Raw genomic sequence first — 19,879 nt, forward strand, 5'->3', positions numbered from 1 at the left:
CATAACTGTTGGTCAACGATATTATGTTTTTAAAGAAGATATACGACAAACTCGCGCAGGGAGTGGAGCTGGCAGGTTTTACCGAGCCTACCGAACTGCAAAAAGAAAGCTTTGGTACTATTAAGAGTGGTGCCGACTGTGTGCTTGCCATGCCTGATGGCGGAAGTAAAACCACAACTATTGTTATTAATGTAATTCAAAAGCTTCAAAAAGCGTTTGAACAGTCTCCGCGTGCCCTTATTGTGGTTCAGGATAAGGAAAAGGTTCAGGAAATGCAGGAGATGTTTGAGGTGCTGGGCAAGTATACCAATTTAAGGGTTTATGGCGTGTATGACAAGAGTGATATAGACGAGGATAAAAACCAGATATCTGTAGGTATTGATGTGCTTATTGGTACACCAAATAAACTGAATGATATGTTTGGCGGTGCCGGTTTTGATGTAAACCAGCTTAAAATGTTTATAGTAGATGATACAGAGATATTGCTTAAAAACAGGCTGGAGCCGAAAATTAGCAGGATTTCTAACAGTATAGCTAAGGTGCAGCGTATCTTTTTTACCGATGTAATTACCGAAAGGGTAGAGATACTTGCCGACAGGATTATGATTGAGCCTTATTTCTTTGAGTTTGATGATGAGCAGGAAGAAGCCGACGAGAACCAGTAAAGATGGACACATTTAAAATTTATGAATATACAGAAAAGGCTTCGGGCCTTTTCGGTTTTTTAAGGCGGAAAGGGTACAAGAGTCTGCTTGGGGAAATTGTTTTTCATAATGATAAAGTAGTAATTGCAGGTAAAGGAATTCTTTTGGCTGAATTGCAGCAAATAAGGATTCCTGTATGTAATGATTATTACGGTAGAAATGATAGAGGTAGCATAACACAGGGCGATAATAATGTGATAGAGTTATTGTTGGCTAACGGAAATGAAGAGACGTATTACTTTGCTTTGAGTGAGCGTTATGAAATAAGAAGTATAAAAGAGCAGCTTATAGCTTACTATAAAGCAGGGAGGTTTGATTTTGATAATCTTACCCTGGTTTTAGGGCTTGAAGATTATAATGCCGTGCTTAATTTTAAAAGGAGCCTTACAGATAATAATTTAACTTAAAAATGGAAAAGAAGTTTAAAACCAAAACCGGTTACTGTCATATTCTTCCAGATAATATAGTACTAACCAGAGATGGTGTTTTAGGTGAAATATCAAAAATTACCGTTGGTAATACAATGGTAAGAAGTATGGTTTTATATTCACTTTTTTTGTTATATCTTATTTATAAAGTAGTAACGCTATACGGAATAGGAGATATTGTAAGGGCTATACTTCATTTGGCTGTTGCGGCATTATTATTTTTCGTATTGCTTAAAAGCATTAACAATTCGGCTACTCCTGTAATACCAAGAAATAAAATAAAGTCAGTTACGTTTAAAAAAGCAACAGCTTTAACTAGAGCCTGTTTTTTGATTGATTTTGAAGATGAGAAAGGTAAACTGAAAAAAAGACTAATCATGTTGCCGGGGTCTATGTCGGGAGGTCAGGAAGCTGTAGAGGATGCCGTTAAAATAATGCAGCAAGAAAAGCTTATTGTCTAAAATACCGTATCTTTAAGTAAAAACATAAAGCTATGGCATTAGTAAAAGTATATTCCGGTAGTGAGATAGAGGTAGCTCCGGTAAAAGCAGTATTAGAGGAGGCAGGTATTAACCCTGTTGTTAAAAACAATGTACAGTCGGCTACCCTTGCAGGGTTTGGTTCATTCGGTCAGGCTATGGAACTCTATGTAGAGGGCTACGAGGCCGATAAAGCCAAAACACTTATAACAAACTATATTAAATAAAAGAATGCTTCCGGTAAAAGAAACCCAACGCTTACTATTTAGAGAACTTGAACTTAGAGATTCAGAGGTCATGTTTGAAATGGACTCTGATCCTGATGTGCATTTGTACTTAGGGAACAATCCGGTTAAAAATATTGATGAAGTAAAATTCGTTATAGAGAATCTGCAATGGCAATACAAAACCTTTGGTATGGGGCGCATGGCTGTTGTACTTAAAGAAACAAATGAATTTATAGGCTGGGCAGGATTTAAAAGAGAACGTAATGTAAACGGACATGAGGTTTTTTGTGACCTAGGTTATCGTTTTCTTAAAAAGCACTGGGGTAAAGGTTATGCGAGCGAATCGGCTAAAGCCTTTGTGGAGCATGGCTTTACTGTTATGAAACTGGAAAAAATAAATGCTTACGCCGATGCTGTACATACCGCTTCGCGGAAAGTGCTGGAAAAGGTAGGCTTACAATATATAGAAACTTTTGAGCTTGATGGTGTTGAAGAGGTATGGTATGAAATGCTAAACCCAAATACATATGTGGAAAAGTCTTAAACTGATAATGATTACATTACTTTCTTTTTTTACACTACTTTATTTACTGGCGGTAACACTGCTCTATTTTAATCAGGAGAAAATTATATTTCCTGCAGAGAGGCTGTTGCGGGAGTATGAATTTAAGTTTGAAGGCAAATTTGAGGAACTTTATATTCCGATGAGCGATAATATAAAGCTTAACGGACTCCTATTTATAGCCGAAAATTCTAAAGGGCTTATTTTCTATTTGCATGGTAATGGTGGTGCGCTTGATTCATGGGGAGATATAGCGTCTACTTATACTGATTTGGGTTACGATATTTTTATACTGGATTACAGGGGGTATGGTAAAAGTGAAGGTTATATAGAAAGTGAAGATCAGTTTTTTGACGATGTGAAAAGATCATATGCCGAGATCCTTAAAAGGTACGATGAGGACAATGTGATTATTATGGGGTATAGTATAGGTACCGGGTCGGCAGCTATGTTGGCATCGCTTAACAACCCTAAGCTACTTATATTAAAAGCACCTTATTACAGCCTTAATAATGTAATAGATGGCAGGGTGCCTTTTATGCCCGATTTTTTAAGGAAGTATAAGTTTGAAACCTATAAATTTCTGGAGAATGTTAAATGTCCTGTGTATACGTTTCACGGCACTAAGGATAGGGTGATACCTTATTCCAATTCAGAAAAGCTTAAGGAAGCCTTTCCTGATAAAATAGTCCTCACCACACTACAGGGAACCGACCATTTGATTAATGGTGATAACAAAGTTTTTACAGCAAAGCTTTCAGAGATACTTGAGGCCGACTAATATTTTGTTTTTTGATGCTTTTTTCTTTTTTCAAACAGGTAGCCTATAATTAGGCCTATTACTATCCAAAAAGGTATACCAAATAGTATTTTATGGTAGGAGAGTGTTTCGCCGTCAATTATAGGGAAAATAATCATGGCGATAATGTAAAGCACTCCGCCCCAAACAAGTCCGGATCTTAACCATCTTTTCATGACTTCTTATTTTTGCAGGGTTAATTCACTAAGAAAGATACGGTTATTCCCGCAACTAAGCAATGATGGGCTGGAAAAGAAATAGTTAAATGTAAATTTACAGGGTAGTTTTTTTGTTTACTGAAGTCTTTTTGATTCTTATCGAAATAAATGCAAAAAGAAATCCTCCTATAAGGTATCCGAATAAATCAGTTAAATTATATAATGCAAGAGAGTCATTAAGCTCAAATACTTTTACTAAAAACGGCAACAGAATAAATTTCCATAACCCCATCCAAACGAACAGACATAATACTCCTGTTAACCAGTTTTTTGATTTATTCATCTATTTGTTTTTTAGGTCCTTTTTTTCTTGAAAAATAACCAAACAGTAATCCGAATATTATCCATAAAGGAAACATGAAAAGACATTTTTTAATGTCAATTTCTACACCGTCATATAGCGGAAAACCTATGTTCATTAAAAAGAACATAAATATTCCCCAGCCTATCCCAAATTTCATCCAGCTTTTCATGCTTATCCGTCTATCTGTTTTTTAGGAACTTTATTTTTTCTGTGGTTGTAATAACTAAAACCTAAGCCAAAAATACACCATACAACAAAGCCTATTATAATTCTTAAAGGCTTAAGGGTTTCTTCACTCATTAACGGGAAGACTACATCTAATAAAAGGCTCATTATTGATGCCCATACAAAACCCTGTACTATCCAGTTTTTCATAAGTTATTGGTTTGGAGTTTTAGTGTTTTGTTTTTTTAACGAATACTTTACCCAAAAAAAGCTGGCAGCTATCCATACCGGTATACCTACAATAACTCTGGTTTGTAATGGCACTTCATCGCTTATGCCAATAAGGGGGAAAAGAAAAGTGGATATTGAAAACATAAAGACAAAAAATATAAGTCCTGCTATAAGCTTTTTATTCATTGTAAAGTGAATTTGTAGTAAAACCCAAATATATACAAACTTCTTAATCTAAACAAAATGCGTGTTGATTGTGTAATTGCCTAATTATCCTATCTTTGCGGCTTCAAAAAAATACCTCTATGATAACTGTAGATGCGCTTTCGGTACAATTTGGCGGTACCACATTATTCAGTGATGTTTCTTTTTCTATAAATGAGACTGATAAGATTGCCCTTATGGGTAAAAACGGGGCAGGAAAATCGACATTGCTAAAAATAATAGCAGGAGTTAACAAGCCTTCAACCGGAGCCATATCGGCACCAAAAGGAACTGTTATAGCTTATCTTCCTCAGCATTTACTTACCGAAGATAATGCTACGGTTTTTGAAGAGACATCTAAGGCTTTTGCTACTATCTTTAAGATGAAGGAAGAGATTGATGCCTTAAATGAGGAGCTTACTGTTCGTACCGATTATGAGTCAGACGAGTACTACAAGATTATCGAAAGGGTATCTGAACTTAGTGAGAAATTCTACTCAATAGAAGAGGTGAATTATGAGGCAGAAGTAGAGAAGGTGCTTGTTGGTATGGGTTTTAGCCGTACCGATTTTACAAGACCTACATCTGAATTTAGCGGTGGTTGGAGAATGCGTATTGAGCTTGCCAAAATACTACTTCAAAAGCCAGATCTTATACTGCTGGATGAGCCTACTAACCACATGGATATTGAGAGTATACAGTGGCTGGAAGATTTCCTTTTAAACAGTGCTAAAGCGGTTATCGTTATTTCTCACGATAGGGCTTTTGTTGATAATATTACTAACCGTACCATAGAGGTTACTATGGGAAGGATATACGATTATAAAGCGAAATATTCACATTACCTTGAGCTTAGAAAAGACCGCCGTGCACAACAGCAAAAGGCGTATGATGAACAGCAGAAGATGATTGCCGAAAACATGGAGTTCATTGAACGTTTTAAAGGTACTTATTCTAAAACCCTACAGGTACAGTCGCGCGTTAAAATGCTGGAAAAACTGGAGCTTGTAGAGGTAGATGAGGTAGATACATCGGCACTTAGACTTAAGTTTCCGCCATCACCACGCTCGGGTCAGTATCCTGTGGTGGTTAACGAGCTTTCAAAATCATACGGCGATCACGTAGTGTTTAAAGATGCTTCAATGGTTATTGAACGCGGACAAAAACTGGCGTTTGTAGGTAAGAACGGTGAAGGTAAATCGACCATGATTAAAGCCATTATGGGAGAGCTTGAGTTTGAAGGTAGCCTTGAGGTAGGACACAACGTACAAATAGGCTACTTTGCGCAAAACCAGGCATCGCTTTTAGATGAGAACCTAACTGTTTTTGAAACGATAGACCGTATTGCCGAAGGTGACATACGTACACAAATAAAAAACCTGCTTGGTGCATTTATGTTTAGCGGGGATGATACTACTAAGAAAGTAAAAGTACTTTCGGGTGGAGAGAAAACACGTTTGGCTATGATAAAGCTGTTGCTTGAGCCGGTTAACGTACTTATTCTCGATGAGCCTACTAACCACCTTGATATGCGTACTAAGGATATTATTAAGGATGCTCTTAAAGCTTTTGACGGTACGTTGATATTAGTGTCTCACGACAGGGATTTCCTTGACGGACTGGTGACTAAAGTATTTGAGTTTGGTAACAAACGTGTTAAAGAACACTTTGAAGATATTAAAGGTTTCCTAGAACTTAAAAAGATGGAAAACCTAAGGGAGATAGAGAAATAATATTTCTATTACATGATATAAAAAAGGCAGGATTAAATCCTGCCTTTTTTGTTATTGTACCATTTCTACCAGTCGTATAAACTCCGCTTTATAGCCATCGGTATCATTTTTAATACCTTCTTTCGCGAGTTTCTTAATCTTTTTAGATGATTTACTTGGTATAAGCTCAGAGTCCCTTAGTTTAAGCCCAAACCACGCTACTGATGAAGCAAACTTAAAGTCGGCCGAAGCTTCATCAAGTTCAACAGGTTTGTTTTCTATAACCAGTTCTGTTTCGGTACTCTTATTACCATCCGGCATTTTGTGTCTTAGCTTAACTGTTGCCAGTTCATCTTTATATTTGTTTTTCTCTTTTGCCTGTTGGGTGTACTTCAGTTTTGTATCTGGGGTAAAGTAATCACTTTCCACACCAACCGGGATTATTTCATATAAAGCCGTTACAGTATGCCCGCTACCCAGTTCGCCTGCATCTATAGCATCGTTTTCAAAATCTTCATCCCTTAGCTTACGGTTTTCATAACCTATAAGCCTGTACGACTGTACATGGTTAGGGTTAAATTCAATTTGTATTTTAACATCTTTGGCTATGGCATACATGGAGCCTTTAAATTCTTTTTGAAGAAAACGATCGGCTTCCTGCATGTTGTCAATATAGGCATAGTTTCCGTTACCCTTATCGGCCAGTATTTCCATTTTAGAATCCTTGTAGTTACCCATTCCGTAACCAAGGCAGGTAAGGAATACACCACTTTGTCTTTTTTCTTCAATTAGGGTTTGCATATCCCTGTCGGAAGAGTCACCTACATTAAAGTCACCATCGGTAGCCAGTATTACACGGTTGTTTCCGCCTTTAATAAAGTTTTCCTGTGCCGTTTTGTAAGCCAGTTCAATACCCTCCCCACCGGCAGTACTGCCACCTGCCGATAGCTCATCAAGGGCATCAATTATTTTTGTTTTTTCACTTCCGTTGGTTGAAGGCAGTACCAGTCCGGCAGCACCGGCATATACCACAATTGCAATTTTATCTTCAGGGCGCATTTGGTTAACCAAGAGCTTCATTGACTGTTTAAGTAACGGTAGTTTGTTGTCATCACTCATGGAACCGCTTACATCTATCAGGAATACAAAGTTAGAAGCCGGTAGTTGGTCCATTGGTATTTCTTTACCTTTTAGCCCTATTTTAAGGAGCTTGTGATCAGGATTCCATGGGGCATCACTATACTCTGTATTGATAGAGAACGGCTCTTTGCCTTTAGGCTGAGGGTAATCATACTTAAAGAAGTTTATCATTTCCTCAACACGAACCGCATCTTTAGGTACTTTTTGCCCGTTGTTTAAAAAGCGTCTTATATTAGTATAAGAAGCATTATCAACATCAATAGAGAAAGTGGAAAGCGGATTTGAGGTTGGGTTTTCAAACTGATTTTCCTCAAACATATTATAGCTTTCACGGTCTACCTGTATTTTAGACGGATCTATAGGTTCGTTTTCCTCTTCGTCTTCTTCAATAATTTCGCGGGCATATTCTCCCTGCTTTGTTTTGATAACCACAACACCGTTACTACCTCTCATACCGTATAACGAAGTTGCACCGGCATCTTTTATAACCCTGATGTTAGCCACATCATTTACATTCATATTCTTTACGGTTTCCTCATCTACAGGCATGCCGTCAAGGATGTAAAGAGGAGTACTGTTTCCGCGGGTTGTAACAACGCCCTGTAACAACGCTCTTTTCTCTGAATCCGACTGATTGTCTAAAGCGGCTGTGTTTAGTTCTATAGTTGTGCCTTTTATTGTAGTTATAACAATTACACCGTTAACACCTTTGTCTCCGTAAGCCGATATTGCATCCTGATCTTTAAGAACTCTAACTGTAGCAATATCATTTTGGTTTAAATTCCTGAAGGTATCTTCGTTAACAGCTACACCGTCTACTACATACAGTGGAGCTGTATTGGTCTTATCAGCTGTGTTTAAAGTGGCTATATATGTAGGCTCATCTGTCTCAGAAATTTGTCCCGGTATCTTACGAAACTGAATTCTTCCGTTAGATAAGGTGTCATATTGTATATCGCTGGAGGTTACTACTGTAGCACCTTCTTTATACATGTTTTTACGAGAATAGTCCTGATTGTTTTGAAAACCTTTATCAAGTTCCCCTTTTGGAGCGCTTACATAACTAGTAGTCTTTTTGTCTCCATCCCTATAAGTAGGTTTTGCAAAAGCAATAGTGGCTTCCTGTTCTGCGCGTTTTTTACGTCTTTTTTCTTTTTTTCTTTTTTGTGTTCCGTATGCAACAACAACTTCTTCCAGTGTATTTGTGCTTTCTTCCAGTAGTATATTGTGGGGGATGTTAGGATTATTAATAGCGACACTTTCTTCATTATAGCCTATATACGAAATTTCCAGGATATCCCCCTTTTTGGCTTCGATAGAGAATTTACCTTCAATATCTGTCGAAACGCTTTTATTTGTTCCTTTAATAGTTACATTAGCACCGGGTAAAGCTCCTGAAAAGTCACTTACTACGCCGGTAACCATATTATTGTTTACAGTAATAGTTGCTGTTATGGCTTCTTTGTTCTGTAAGCTGTCTTTACCAAAATAAAGACTGTTAAGATGAGTGTACTTATCTTTTGAGGGAACTATAAATTCATTCAGGTTTTCGTTTTCAGAATTCTGAATAGCTACGTTACTATAGGTGGTGGCAGAAGAAGTGTCAACATACATTACTGTATTTCCCACTACAACTTTCTTGCTGGGTACAATTTTTACTTTATCTGTCCTAAATACATAGTCAGGATTCTCACTGTCTTTACCTGTTGTAAAGGAGGCATTATCTGTATATACAACATCATCTTTTTTAGGTGTTATTTCTCCTTCGTCAGCTTTAGAGTTCCAAACTATTGCTTTTTTCGTTACAGGGTCAAAGTGTATAGAATCGGCTTCTATTGTATAAGTAGTATTGTTTCCTTTCCCTACAACCACTTCAATTTTTTGGGTGTCTTTTACTGTTGTTGGGTTAAACGTTTCCTCTACTTTATTATGGTCTATAGTGGTAACCTGTGTTTCGGGGTTTAGTTCTGGTTCTGTAGGGTTAGCATGTTTTTTAAAGAACTGCCCATCTACGGCTAATAATATTAGCAACAGGGCAGCAACACCGCCATACCTCCAAAAAACAAGGCCTCTTCGTTTCTTTTTGTGGTCTAGTTTTTCTTCAACCCTGTCCCATATCGTTTCCATTCGGTCAAAGCCTTTATTCTCGACTTTTCCGGCAGCGTTTTTAAACTGATTATCTAATTTATTTTGATTTTCCATAGCTGTTTTCATTTTGATAATAAACACTGTTTATTAAATCTTTTAATTTACTGCGGGAGACATTTAATTGTGATTTCGAAGTCCCTTCTGTAATATTCAGCATTGCAGCTATTTCTTTATGTGAGTAACCTTCTATGGCAAAAAGGTTAAATACCGTACGGCAACCTTCAGGAATGTAGTCAAGCAGTTTAAGCAGGTCTTCCTCTTCGAGACTGGCCGGTTCGTTTTGCGAAGGCTCTGCCGATGTGCTCATGTCTTCAATATAAATATTAAAGTTTACCTTCCTTTTTAAAGTTAAAAGACACTGGTTTATAGCTATACGCCTAGCCCAGGCCTCAAAAGCCTTAACTTCTTTTAACTGATTGAGTTTTGTGAAAATGGTATAAAAGGCATCGGCCACTGCCTCTTCTATTTCCTCTTCGCTCTTTAAATACCTTTTGCAGGTGTGGTATAGCTTGGGTGCCATAAGTTCATACACCTGCCTTTGGGCATTTCGGTGCATGTTCCTGCATGCTGTTATGAGTTTTTCGTCTATCACAATATGTCTCTTTGTTTATATAGAGCAGAAAAAACAGTTAAAGGTTGGGAGAGGGGGTGATTTTTGTTTAAGGTTTCAAGTTTTATGTTCAAGTTAAACACATAACTAATAACCCGTAACGCAAAACTATTTATCAATAGTAAGTTTATATATGTCAGATTCGGTTGCATCACTATCGGTATCTTCACATAAAAGGAATTCCAGTGATTTACCATTGTCCTTGTATAGGGTAATACCCTCAAATTTATTCTTGTTAGATATTATTTGGGTAAACTCCACCTTTACAGTTTCGATATCAATGCAACCTATAAGAGAACCAGCCACTTCACCATCAAGATAAGTTGAGTCTGATTTTTCGGCTGCAGCAATAAAGTACAGTTTATCACCTACTTTAACGGCATCGGTAAAACTGGCCTGAGCACCGTTTATTTTAGGTAGGGTAATAGGGTTGTATATAATCTGGAAATAAATTTCGTTAATATCACCGTCCAGTGTAAACAGTCCGTTTTGCTGTGCAGGTCCGTTACCACGCTGAAACAGGTACCATAATGTTCCGTCGTTAACCGCAGCCTCTATATTGAAGTCTTCGGGGCTTATCTCTCCAAAGCTCTGCATACCAAGGTAAAGGTCGGTTAGGTCGGTAGGAGTCTGTGTGATTTTAGTTTTAAAATTGTAATGGGCAAGGCTGTTTCGGCTTTCCTTTAGCCCTGAACCCGAACCAAATATATATAAGTCGTTGTCAAGTTTAGTGATGGCCTCAAAGTCCTGCTTGTCTTTTTTAGGGATGTTTTCAAGCGGCCCCGTATAAGTACTGTCGGCAAGCGATACCTTGCTGGTAGTCTCGTCGGTCATGTTGTATTCATACAGCATGTTGCTGTTGTCTGATATAAGGAATAGTGAATTGTTATTAAAAAGCAACCCTGATGCAGAGCCTATTCCTATGATGTGTAACAGCAGTTCCAGCTTAAATTTTTGCATAAACTTGTGTTTTTGTTGTAAACGTGTTGTTGTTTAATTTCTTACATTTATAAAGATAAATATTTCTTCGCATGAATATCAATACCGACGATTTTAAAGTAACCGAAGCTTTTTCCATAAGCAAAGCGCCTACAAAGATAGAACTGGAACTCACAGCTAAAAAGAAAATAAAGAAAATTGAGAAAACCAGTAAAAAGTTAGGTAAGCTTCAGGATAAGATGTATGCCAATAACCGATATAGTGTTTTGATATGCCTACAGGGTATGGATACAGCGGGGAAGGACAGTCTTATTCGCGAAGTGTTTAAAAACTTTAATGCCAGGGGGGTGGTGGTACATAGCTTTAAAACGCCAACATCAAACGAATTGAAGCATGATTATTTATGGAGGCATTATATTGCCCTGCCACAAAGGGGAAAGTTTGCCGTTTTTAACCGTTCGCATTATGAGAACGTGCTGGTAACCCGTGTGCATCCCAACTATATTTTAAATGAAAACCTTCCCGGAGTGGATAAAGAGGAAGATATAACCGATGCCTTTTGGGAAAGCCGTTTTGAACAGATTAATAACTTTGAGCAGCATTTAGCTGAAAACGGAACGATTGTGCTTAAATTTTTCCTGCACTTAGGGAAAGAGGAGCAAAGGCAAAGGTTGTTACGCAGACTGGAAAAGGAAGACCACCTGTGGAAATTTTCTGCCGGAGATCTTAACGAAAGGGGATTGTGGGATACTTATCAAACCTATTATGAGGAAGCAATAAGTAAAACCAGTAAACCCCATGCACCTTGGTTTGCTATTCCTGCAGACGACAAGGAAACGGCGAGGCTGCTTGTGGCTAAAACAATACTTAACGAACTTAAAAAATATGACTTTAAGGAACCTGAAGTAAGTGATGATGTACTGGATAATATTGCGTTATACAGGGTACAGTTGCTTAATGAAAAGCCTTAGAAAACATTAAAGCCTGTAACTTTTACATTACAGGCTTTAATTTGGTCTACTTAGGTTATTTATTTAATTGTTTTGGTGTTTCACAGTTTAAATCCGTAGGCTACCCTAAAGGCAATCTGATCGGCATTAAAATTATTCATCCCTTCATATCGCAGGCTCAGGTCAATAAAACTGTTGGCATACCCTATACCCGGCGACCATAAAAAGGTAGTTTCATTGTAATTGTTTGTTACAGCAAATCCGGCACCTGCCTCGCCCAGTACATAAAATCGGTCACCCCAAACAAAGGCTTTAAAACCGGCTTTAGCAGGAATATATCCAAGATCTTTTACTTCATCCTTTCCAAAAAGATGTGTGTAACCCGTTGTAAGGGTTAGAGAGGTTTTTTGAGAAAGGTCATACTGTAACCTTGCATCGCCTCCCAAGGCAAAATTGAAATAATCTCCTGTTACTGCCCCGGCGTTAAGACCGAATCCTAAACGAAATCCCTGGTCGTAATTAGTGTTCTCATTTACCTGTTGTGCATGGCTGACTCCCGTAATTAGCAGAATAGCAGCCATTAAAAAATGTTTCTTCAACTTCATAGATCAATTTGTTATGATTATGAAGTAAAATTAACTCTTCAAATATAAAAATATTTTTAATATAAGGTTAAAAACTGTTATTATTTTTAGTTTTTTAACGTTAAATTGGTTTTATATTGATTTTTAGTGTATTAGGTGTTCTTCTTACTTTTGCAGAAAATTTAAAGCGGTGAACTTAGCGCAATACACAAAAGAATTCTCTTATAACATTAGGCTGGCCTATCCGGTAATACTGGGTATGTTGGGCCATACCATTACAGGTATTATAGATAACATCATGGTAGGGCAGCTGGGTGCTGCCGAACTCGCTGCTGCCTCACTGGGTAACAGTATGGTGTTTGTAGCTATGTCTGTAGGGATTGGTTTCTCCACAGCAATTACACCTATTATTGCAGAAGGTGATGCCGAAAAGGATACCGCTAAGGTAAGGACGGTTTTCCATCACGGGCTGTTTTTATGTACCATGCTGGGCATAATGCTGTTTGCCGTGGTATGGTTTGCCAAACCACTTATGAATTTAATGGGACAGCCGGATGAGGTGGTTGCTCTTGCAGCTCCTTATGTGGACTGGGTAGCTTTCTCATTACTGCCTATGGTTATATTTCAGGGATACAAGCAGTTTGCCGACGGACTTTCGCTTACCAAATATGCCATGTATGCCGTTATAGCCTCAAATGTTATTAATGTAGTAGTAAACTACCTGCTTATATATGGTATTTGGATATTCCCTAAAATGGGTATTATAGGTGCGGCACTGGGTACGGTAGTTTCAAGGGTATTTATGCTTATTTATATGCATATTAGCCTTTACAGAAACTCTAAACTGCAAACCTATTTTAAAGGTTTTACTTTTAAGGAGATTACAAAACCTATACTAAAAAAGATTACTTCGCTTGGTGTACCGTCGTCAATGCAAATGTTGTTTGAGGTAGCCTTGTTTACGGGTGCGGTATGGCTTTCGGGCTCTATTGGGGCAAACAGCCAGGCAGCAAATCAAATAGCCCTGAGCCTTGCTTCCATGACATTTATGTTTGCTATGGGACTTAGCGTTACAGCTATGATTAGGGTAGGGAACCAAAAAGGACTTCAGGATTATAAAAAGCTGCAACTGGTGGCGCGTTCTATATTCCTGCTTGCTATTATACTGGAAATAGTGTTTGCATTATTCTTTGTACTGTTCCATGATTACCTGCCAATGTTCTTCCTTAATATGAAGAACCCCGAACTGGCGCTTGAAAACAGCGAGGTTATAAGTATTGCCTCTACCTTATTACTGGTGGCTGCCGTTTTCCAGATTACCGATGGTATTCAGGTTGTGGTACTTGGAGCACTCCGCGGACTGCAGGATGTAAAGATACCTACCTATATTACCTTTGTAGCCTACTGGGTTATTGGTTTCCCGGTGTCTTATTATTTAGGGTTACATACACCTTTAAAAGCCACCGGAATATGGATAGGACTGCTGGCAGGATTAACAGCTGCCGCAATATTTTTGTATATTCGCTTTCACGTACTTACCAAAAGGCTTATTGCTAATGCTGTTAGCAAAGCCGAAGTAGCGTAAAAACGATTTATTGTAAGACTTATATTTTATAAATTATACTATGGAACTACCTAAATTTTTATTGGGAGATAATACCGATCATCCGGAAGATATTTACATTATTCACCTTGACTATCCTCGATTTATTATCAATTTAAAAGATGATGAGGTAGAGTTCCTGGAAGAGCCGGAAGATCTTGACGAAAACGAACTTAACAGTGAAATGGAAGGCCTTATTGAAATGGCTAACAATTTTTACGACAGGGAAATGGAACGTTATGAAAACGAATAGGTAACTTTATTTACCAAAATATTTTTCTAACAATATATGAGCGGCTGCAAACGGTGATATTTCATTGTTTTGCACCGCTTTTTTATTTTGGCTAAGCAGTTCGGCAATATCAGGCCTGTTGTAAAAACGGTTTTTAAGCTGTTCGTTTATAGTTTCGGTAAGCCAGTGGCTGTTCTGCTCGCTGCGTCTGCTTTCAAAGTATTTGTTCTCTTTAGTAAGAGAGAAATATTCGTTCATTATCTGCCAAACATCATCTATGCCATCGTGTGTAACGGCGCTACAGGTACTCACCTTAGGTTGCCATCCTGAAGTTTTTGCAGGGAACAGGTGTAAAGCTCTATTGAATTCGGTTTTGGCAAGTTTTGCCTTTTTAATGTTATCACCATCGGCTTTATTGATTACAATTAAATCGGCCATTTCCATAATCCCGCGTTTAATACCCTGAAGTTCGTCTCCGGCTCCGGCAATTTTAAGCAGCAGGAAAAAATCAACCATACTGTGTACGGCAGTTTCACTTTGTCCAACCCCTACGGTTTCTATTATAATAGTATCAAAACCACATGCTTCACAAAGTATAATGGCTTCGCGGGTTTTGCGGGCTACACCACCCAGTGTATCACCCGATGCTGACGGACGTATATATGCGTTTTCATCTTTTACCAGTTCTTCCATACGGGTTTTATCGCCCAGTATACTACCGTGTGATAACGAACTGCTGGGGTCTACAGCGAGTACGGCAACCTTTCGCCCCTGTGAAGTTAGGTGTTTACCAAAAGCCTCAATAAATGTACTTTTCCCTACACCCGGTACTCCCGTAATCCCTATTCTAACCGACTTATTTGCATGCGGAAGGCAGGTAGCAATAACCTCGTTAGCTTTTTCAAGATGCGAGGGGTTAGTGCTTTCTATAAGTGTAATGGCACGGCTAAGCGCAATTTTATCTCCGTTAAGTATACCGTCAGACAGTTCTTTGGCAGAAGGCTGTTTTCTCCTAAGATTGGTAATATGCTCAATGGAAGATTTACTGATGCTTTCCGGCTGGTTAACACCTTCTTTTTCGTGCAGGGCAGTTTTATGGGCTTTCGGGTTATTCACTTGTAATTTCTTAGTAGGGTAAAATTACGTTTTTTTGTACAAAAAGCCATAGCTGTTGGGTTAAACATAAAAAGGAATGCATGTCCATTCCTTTTTAATATCCTGATCTGATAAGTTATTAGTAAGCTGCGGTAAAACGTTGCTGGTGGTGTTTTGGGTTTTCGGCCTCATCGGCAATAACAACGGCAACATCTTCTCCCGAAAGGATACTTCTTTTATCATCATTAAACACAGGATTTTCCAGTCCTAAGCGGTAGTTACCTGTACGACCTGTATCAATACCCTGGTGCATCTCTATAGCAGGACTAAAGAAAACCCAGTCAAGCTCTTTTTCGTCTCTAAGTATATTAAGGTAGTCTCTTGCAGCAGTAGCGCCTGCTTTGTAATCTTCAGGGAATTCAGGAGTATCTACAAGTTGTAGATTAGGAGCAATGTAAAGGCTTCCTGCACCACCAATAGTGATAAATCTTTTCACACCCGATTTCTTAACGGCTTCCTGTATAGACTGCGATCCTTTAATAAAATCATCATAAATGTTTGGGTTAGTCCATCCTGGGTTGTAAGCATTTACAACAGCATCGCTTCCTTTTAATGCTTCGGCAAGAGCTTCAGTATCAAAAATGTCTGTTTTTTTCCAGGTAACACCGGCAGTATCTTCTTTTGGGTTACGTACAATGGCTGTTACTTCATGATTTCTTGAAGTGAACTCTTTTACCAGATGAGAGCCTAAAAATCCGGTGGCTCCGATAATTGCTATTTTCATAATTTATATGTAATTAAAATTGTTACAGTTTAGGATAAAAAAAATCAGAACTTATCAGTGAATTCCATAAGGCTGATGTCTTTTAACTGAGCGCTTATTTTAATGTTTATACCATCATATAACGCATCCAGATTTTGGTTTATTTTTTTTCCTACAGGGCAGGCAGGATTAGGATCATTTTTTGCATAACCAAGGCTTACCTTTTGAAAAGTCATTTTGAAAATATCGTCAAGGGTAATATCCTTAACTGATTTTGCCAAACGGGTACCACCGTTTTTTCCTTCACGGCTTTCTACCATATTATGTTTTTTCAGGTTAGCAATTTCCTTGCGTACCAAAACAGGATTAATATTCATACTCCCTGCCAAAAATTCTGACGAAAGGTATTCGTCCGGAAATTTGGAAAGGAGTGTGAGTATATGTAATGTTATGGCAAACTTACCTGAAATCATACTGTAATAAAATATGTTACAAATGTACGACATTATTTGAAATAAACATAATTGAATGTTTTTATTTAAAAATTAGGTGAAAAAAAATTAAAGTTTATATTTGCTTTTAGCATATTCTAAAAACACTACCACCTATAAGAATGAAAGGAATACAAGGAATCGCCCCGTTTTTTGTATCAGGATTACGTTTTGGTTTTCCGGATATCACCTTACAGATTGTTTTAATTATTAGTTTTTACATAGCTGTAAGTTTCTCTGGAGATCCTGTTGTTTTTCAGTCGTCAGGATTTACATATTCCTTTTTGGTAGTACTACTTTTTGCATTGTGTTTCCGCAATATGCTTCCTCAAAAAATAAACATTTGCCATTTAACTAATACAGGTTTATAATGGGGAATGTTATATTGATTTTTATATGCCTGATGTTAGGGGTGGTACTGCAAAAAATTAAAGTATTCCCTAAAAACGGACATGTAACTTTAAATCAATTTGTGATTTATATCTCACTGCCGGCACTATCACTTTATTTTATACCTAAGGTAGTAATGCGTAGTGAACTGCTGTTTCCCTTATGTACTTCGTGGATAGGATTTATTCTTGCTTATATATTTTTTACCTTATTAGGTAAGTGGCTGGGCTGGTCCAAAAAACTAATAGGCTGTCTTATTCTTACGGGAGGACTGGGTAATACGGCATTTATCGGTTTTCCTGTGGTGGAGGCACTTTTTGGTAAGCAGGGACTTAAAACGGCTATAGTACTGGATCAGGCAGGGACCTTTGTGGTAATGGCTACACTGGGGATACTGGTTGCAACCACACATTCTGCCAGTTTGAAAGACAGCGGAGCAAGTGTGATTTTAAAACGGGTATTTACATTTCCGCCATTTGTCGCCTTTCTAATAGGTGCAGCAATGAATGTTAGCGGATTTGATTTTACGGAAGATATTCAGGAAGTTATTATGAATATATGCCGTACTACCGCACCGGTAGCATTGGTTGCGGTAGGGATGCAGTTAAAAATTGACAGAAAAAGCAAATATTGGAATTCACTATACATCGGATTGTTTTTTAAACTAATTTTGATGCCGGCTATAATATTTACCCTTTACAAGGTAATACTTGGGGGTAAAGGCCTTGAAACCAATGTCTCTTTAATAGAGGCTTCCATGGGACCCATGGTAACCGCGGCAGTGTTAGCATCGGCATATGGTTTAAAGCCTAAACTTGCCGGTATGATGATAGGGGTAGGAATCCCTGTTTCTTTTATAACACTGGACTTTTGGTATTGGTTAATACTGAATTACTAATTTTCTAGTCCGTTGTTTTTTTTATGGATAATGTTCTTACAGAGAAGCAAAAAGAAATTGCTTCTAAAACCGTTTATTCGATACTCTTTTCCATAAGTTTTGCCCATTTGTTAAACGATTTACTACAATCGGTTATTCCGGCATCTTATCCTATACTTAAAGAAAATTACAATCTTAACTTTACTCAGGTAGGACTTATTACCTTTTCCTATCAGGTAGCAGCGTCTATACTACAGCCTTTTGTAGGTTTTTTTACCGATAAAAACCCTAAACCGTTCTCTAAGGTTATAGGTATGCTGTTTACCCTTTCGGGTATCATTACGCTTTCCTATGCAGGGTCTTTCCCTGTTATACTACTTTCGGTAATTATGGTAGGTATTGGTTCATCTATATTCCATCCTGAAGCATCGAGGGTGGCTTATCTGGCATCGGGAGGTAAAAGGGGACTGGCACAATCCATTTTCCAGATAGGAGGTAATACAGGTACGGCAATTGGTCCGTTATTAATAGCATGGGTAGTGGTGCCAAACGGACAGCGTTACATTGTTTGGTTTGCTATTGTGGCTATATTGGCTATTATGGTATTAAGCCATATTGGGAGGTGGTACCAGGAACATTTGAACCTTACTGCCCGTAAGAAGAAGGTAGAACAATTGCCTGATTTAACGCAAACTCAGGTAGTGGTTTCGGTAATTATACTGCTGGTACTCATATTTTCCAAGTATTTTTATGTGGCGAGTATTTCCAGTTACTTTACCTTTTACCTAATGGATAAGTTTTACCTTTCGGTACAGGATGCACAGTTTTACCTGTTTATGTTCCTTATCTCGGTAGCTGCGGGTACATTACTTGGCGGACCATTGGGAGATAAGTTTGGGCGTAAATATGTAATATGGTTTTCAGTACTGGGGGCCGCACCGTTTACATTGATGTTACCATTTGCTAATTTGTTTTGGACAGCCATACTTATAGTGATAATAGGTGTAATAATCTCATCGGCTTTCCCGGCAATATTAGTATACGCACAGGAACTGCTTCCTAAAAAACTGGGAATGGTATCGGGACTTTTCTATGGTTTTGCCTTTGGTATGGGCGGACTGGGTTCTGCCTTGCTGGGTTACCTTGCCGATAAAACCAGTATTGAATATGTATATAACATTTGTGCCTTTTTGCCACTAATAGGTGTTATTGCTTATTTCCTTCCGAACCTAAAAAAGAAATAAATAAAATCAGTTATAATTTTAACAGGAGCCGGTAATATTGTTTTATTATCGGCTTTTTGTTCTTTTTTGTAGTATTTTAACTAAGTTTATGAAATCCATCTAAACTCAAAACAATATGTCTGTAATAAAGTTAACAGCAGGCCTTGTACTTAAGGTATTAAGGGCTGCAAGGCTGGTGATTTTTGAAATTATCGGCAGTAAGTATCTCCCCAAAAAAACACCTGCTATGGTACCTATACCTGTAGCGAATAAAAAGTTTCCCCCACAATGTATAAAGTAACTCCCCACTTAACATTTAAAGGAATTTTTCATTATGTGGATTTTTGATACTACGAGAGATAAAAAATTATACAATTTCGTTCTTTTTTTAATCAGGATTACAATAGCCCTTTTTATGCTTACGCACGGGTTAAAAAAAATAGAGCTACTGCTTAGTGACGAGCCTATACAGTTTGCCGATCCCTTTGGTATAGGGGCAACCGCTTCCCTTATGCTGGTGGTGTTTGCAGAGGTGGTGTGTTCTGCACTGTTAATATTAGGTTTGGCCACCAGACTGGCGGTATTACCGCTAATAATAACTATGGTAGTGGCAGTGTTTATGATTCATGGTTCTGATGGTTTTGAACGACAGGAGCTGGGAAGCATATACTTAATGGTTTACGTACTGTTACTCATTACAGGTAGCGGTAAATATTCGTTAGATCATTTGATATGCAGGAAGAAAAGGAAGATGTTTTATTAGTACTTTTATATTTTTCAGGCTGGTTTTTTGTAGTACTT

General features: G+C 38.0%; 27 protein-coding genes. 15 read left to right on the forward strand and 12 right to left on the reverse strand.

Features of this window, described 5'->3' with window-relative positions; all coding sequences use genetic code 11:
- Positions 1–23 precede the first annotated feature (23 nt).
- Genes Q763_RS06360 through Q763_RS06385 form a run of 6 tightly spaced genes read left to right on the forward strand, consistent with a single transcriptional unit; the run spans position 24 to position 3,181 of the window.
- On the forward strand, positions 24–665 hold the full coding sequence (locus Q763_RS06360; RefSeq protein ID WP_035132665.1) for a DEAD/DEAH box helicase: 642 nt from the start codon (positions 24–26) through the stop codon (positions 663–665).
- Positions 666–667: 2 nt separating this feature from the next.
- On the forward strand, positions 668–1,111 hold the full coding sequence (locus Q763_RS06365; RefSeq protein WP_035132356.1) for a hypothetical protein: 444 nt from the start codon (positions 668–670) through the stop codon (positions 1,109–1,111).
- Between the two features lie 2 nt (positions 1,112–1,113).
- On the forward strand, positions 1,114–1,593 hold the full coding sequence (locus tag Q763_RS06370) for a hypothetical protein (RefSeq protein WP_035132358.1): 480 nt from the start codon (positions 1,114–1,116) through the stop codon (positions 1,591–1,593).
- 32 nt (positions 1,594–1,625) lie between these two features.
- Positions 1,626–1,838: a putative signal transducing protein gene (locus tag Q763_RS06375; protein WP_035132360.1), complete on the forward strand. Its 213-nt coding sequence runs from the start codon at positions 1,626–1,628 to the stop codon at positions 1,836–1,838.
- Positions 1,839–1,842: 4 nt separating this feature from the next.
- Positions 1,843–2,382, forward strand: a complete 540-nt coding sequence (locus Q763_RS06380; RefSeq protein ID WP_035132362.1) for a GNAT family N-acetyltransferase — start codon at positions 1,843–1,845, stop codon at positions 2,380–2,382.
- A complete protein-coding gene (locus Q763_RS06385; RefSeq protein WP_084596020.1) occupies positions 2,366–3,181 on the forward strand; it encodes an alpha/beta hydrolase in 816 nt (271 codons plus the stop codon). The genes Q763_RS06380 and Q763_RS06385 overlap by 17 nt, the downstream gene beginning before the upstream one ends.
- Here the strand turns inward: Q763_RS06385 and Q763_RS06390 are convergent.
- The 5 genes from Q763_RS06390 to Q763_RS06400 form a co-directional block, all read right to left on the reverse strand.
- Complete coding sequence (locus Q763_RS06390; protein ID WP_035132366.1) at positions 3,178–3,375, reverse strand: hypothetical protein; 198 nt, start codon at positions 3,373–3,375, stop codon at positions 3,178–3,180. The two genes, Q763_RS06385 and Q763_RS06390, sit on opposite strands and share 4 nt — an antisense overlap.
- Before the next feature lie 97 nt (positions 3,376–3,472).
- A complete protein-coding gene (locus Q763_RS06395) occupies positions 3,473–3,700 on the reverse strand; it encodes a hypothetical protein (protein WP_035132368.1) in 228 nt (75 codons plus the stop codon).
- Complete coding sequence (locus tag Q763_RS17790) at positions 3,693–3,890, reverse strand: hypothetical protein (RefSeq protein WP_157499351.1); 198 nt, start codon at positions 3,888–3,890, stop codon at positions 3,693–3,695. The genes Q763_RS06395 and Q763_RS17790 overlap by 8 nt, the downstream gene beginning before the upstream one ends.
- Positions 3,891–3,892: 2 nt before the next feature.
- Positions 3,893–4,096: a hypothetical protein gene (locus Q763_RS17795; RefSeq protein ID WP_157499353.1), complete on the reverse strand. Its 204-nt coding sequence runs from the start codon at positions 4,094–4,096 to the stop codon at positions 3,893–3,895.
- Positions 4,097–4,099: 3 nt separating this feature from the next.
- Complete coding sequence (locus Q763_RS06400; protein WP_035132369.1) at positions 4,100–4,303, reverse strand: hypothetical protein; 204 nt, start codon at positions 4,301–4,303, stop codon at positions 4,100–4,102.
- 119 nt (positions 4,304–4,422) lie between these two features.
- Between Q763_RS06400 and Q763_RS06405 the strand changes: the two genes are divergently transcribed.
- Positions 4,423–6,054, forward strand: coding sequence for an ABC-F family ATP-binding cassette domain-containing protein (locus tag Q763_RS06405; protein WP_035132370.1), 1,632 nt, complete (start codon positions 4,423–4,425; stop codon positions 6,052–6,054).
- 51 nt (positions 6,055–6,105) lie between these two features.
- On the opposite strand, the gene Q763_RS17690 is transcribed toward Q763_RS06405, so the two are convergent.
- The 3 genes from Q763_RS17690 to Q763_RS06420 all read right to left on the reverse strand — a co-directional run bounded on the left by Q763_RS17690 (position 6,106) and on the right by Q763_RS06420 (position 10,891).
- A complete protein-coding gene (locus tag Q763_RS17690) occupies positions 6,106–9,375 on the reverse strand; it encodes a YfbK domain-containing protein (RefSeq protein WP_198133444.1) in 3,270 nt (1,089 codons plus the stop codon).
- The gene (locus Q763_RS06415) at positions 9,359–9,877 is read right to left on the reverse strand and encodes an RNA polymerase sigma factor (RefSeq protein ID WP_035132371.1); all 519 of its coding nucleotides are present in this window, start codon (positions 9,875–9,877) and stop codon (positions 9,359–9,361) included. Before Q763_RS06415 ends, Q763_RS17690 begins: the two co-directional genes overlap by 17 nt.
- Before the next feature lie 162 nt (positions 9,878–10,039).
- On the reverse strand, positions 10,040–10,891 hold the full coding sequence (locus Q763_RS06420; protein WP_035132372.1) for a DUF6929 family protein: 852 nt from the start codon (positions 10,889–10,891) through the stop codon (positions 10,040–10,042).
- Positions 10,892–10,962: 71 nt separating this feature from the next.
- Here Q763_RS06420 and Q763_RS06425 point away from each other — a divergent pair, with 71 nt between their 5' ends.
- Positions 10,963–11,841 carry a PPK2 family polyphosphate kinase gene (locus tag Q763_RS06425; RefSeq protein ID WP_035132374.1) on the forward strand — a complete coding sequence of 293 codons (879 nt, stop codon included), beginning with the start codon at positions 10,963–10,965 and terminating at the stop codon, positions 11,839–11,841.
- Between the two features lie 80 nt (positions 11,842–11,921).
- Here Q763_RS06425 and Q763_RS06430 read toward each other — a convergent pair whose 3' ends face one another.
- Positions 11,922–12,425 carry a hypothetical protein gene (locus Q763_RS06430; protein WP_035132376.1) on the reverse strand — a complete coding sequence of 168 codons (504 nt, stop codon included), beginning with the start codon at positions 12,423–12,425 and terminating at the stop codon, positions 11,922–11,924.
- A 169-nt stretch (positions 12,426–12,594) separates the two neighbouring features.
- Between Q763_RS06430 and Q763_RS06435 the strand changes: the two genes are divergently transcribed.
- Positions 12,595–13,989 carry an MATE family efflux transporter gene (locus Q763_RS06435; protein ID WP_035132378.1) on the forward strand — a complete coding sequence of 465 codons (1,395 nt, stop codon included), beginning with the start codon at positions 12,595–12,597 and terminating at the stop codon, positions 13,987–13,989.
- Positions 13,990–14,029: 40 nt separating this feature from the next.
- Complete coding sequence (locus Q763_RS06440) at positions 14,030–14,260, forward strand: hypothetical protein (protein ID WP_035132380.1); 231 nt, start codon at positions 14,030–14,032, stop codon at positions 14,258–14,260.
- A 6-nt stretch (positions 14,261–14,266) separates the two neighbouring features.
- Here Q763_RS06440 and meaB read toward each other — a convergent pair whose 3' ends face one another.
- The 3 genes from meaB to Q763_RS06455 form a co-directional block, all read right to left on the reverse strand.
- Positions 14,267–15,355: a methylmalonyl Co-A mutase-associated GTPase MeaB gene (gene meaB, locus Q763_RS06445; protein ID WP_035132382.1), complete on the reverse strand. Its 1,089-nt coding sequence runs from the start codon at positions 15,353–15,355 to the stop codon at positions 14,267–14,269.
- A 118-nt stretch (positions 15,356–15,473) separates the two neighbouring features.
- Complete coding sequence (locus tag Q763_RS06450; protein ID WP_035132384.1) at positions 15,474–16,118, reverse strand: NAD(P)-dependent oxidoreductase; 645 nt, start codon at positions 16,116–16,118, stop codon at positions 15,474–15,476.
- 44 nt (positions 16,119–16,162) lie between these two features.
- Complete coding sequence (locus Q763_RS06455; RefSeq protein WP_035132386.1) at positions 16,163–16,570, reverse strand: RrF2 family transcriptional regulator; 408 nt, start codon at positions 16,568–16,570, stop codon at positions 16,163–16,165.
- A 140-nt stretch (positions 16,571–16,710) separates the two neighbouring features.
- On the opposite strand from Q763_RS06455, the gene Q763_RS06460 reads away from it, so the two are divergent.
- The 5 genes from Q763_RS06460 (at position 16,711) to Q763_RS06475 (ending at position 19,841) form a co-directional block, all read left to right on the forward strand.
- Positions 16,711–16,959 (forward strand): hypothetical protein, encoded by a 249-nt coding sequence (locus tag Q763_RS06460; protein WP_035132388.1) that lies wholly within the window; start codon positions 16,711–16,713, stop codon positions 16,957–16,959.
- Positions 16,959–17,876: an AEC family transporter gene (locus Q763_RS06465; RefSeq protein WP_035132390.1), complete on the forward strand. Its 918-nt coding sequence runs from the start codon at positions 16,959–16,961 to the stop codon at positions 17,874–17,876. The genes Q763_RS06460 and Q763_RS06465 overlap by 1 nt, the downstream gene beginning before the upstream one ends.
- 23 nt (positions 17,877–17,899) lie before the next feature.
- A complete protein-coding gene (locus Q763_RS06470) occupies positions 17,900–19,099 on the forward strand; it encodes an MFS transporter (protein WP_035132392.1) in 1,200 nt (399 codons plus the stop codon).
- Positions 19,100–19,214: 115 nt separating this feature from the next.
- Entirely contained in the window at positions 19,215–19,379 is a 165-nt protein-coding gene (locus Q763_RS17800; protein ID WP_157499355.1) for a hypothetical protein, read from the forward strand.
- A gap of 33 nt (positions 19,380–19,412) precedes the next feature.
- Entirely contained in the window at positions 19,413–19,841 is a 429-nt protein-coding gene (locus Q763_RS06475; RefSeq protein ID WP_035132394.1) for a DoxX family protein, read from the forward strand.
- Positions 19,842–19,879: the final 38 nt, after the last annotated feature.

The organism is Flavobacterium beibuense F44-8 (genome assembly GCF_000769915.1).
Taxonomy (GTDB): domain Bacteria; phylum Bacteroidota; class Bacteroidia; order Flavobacteriales; family Flavobacteriaceae; genus Flavobacterium; species Flavobacterium beibuense.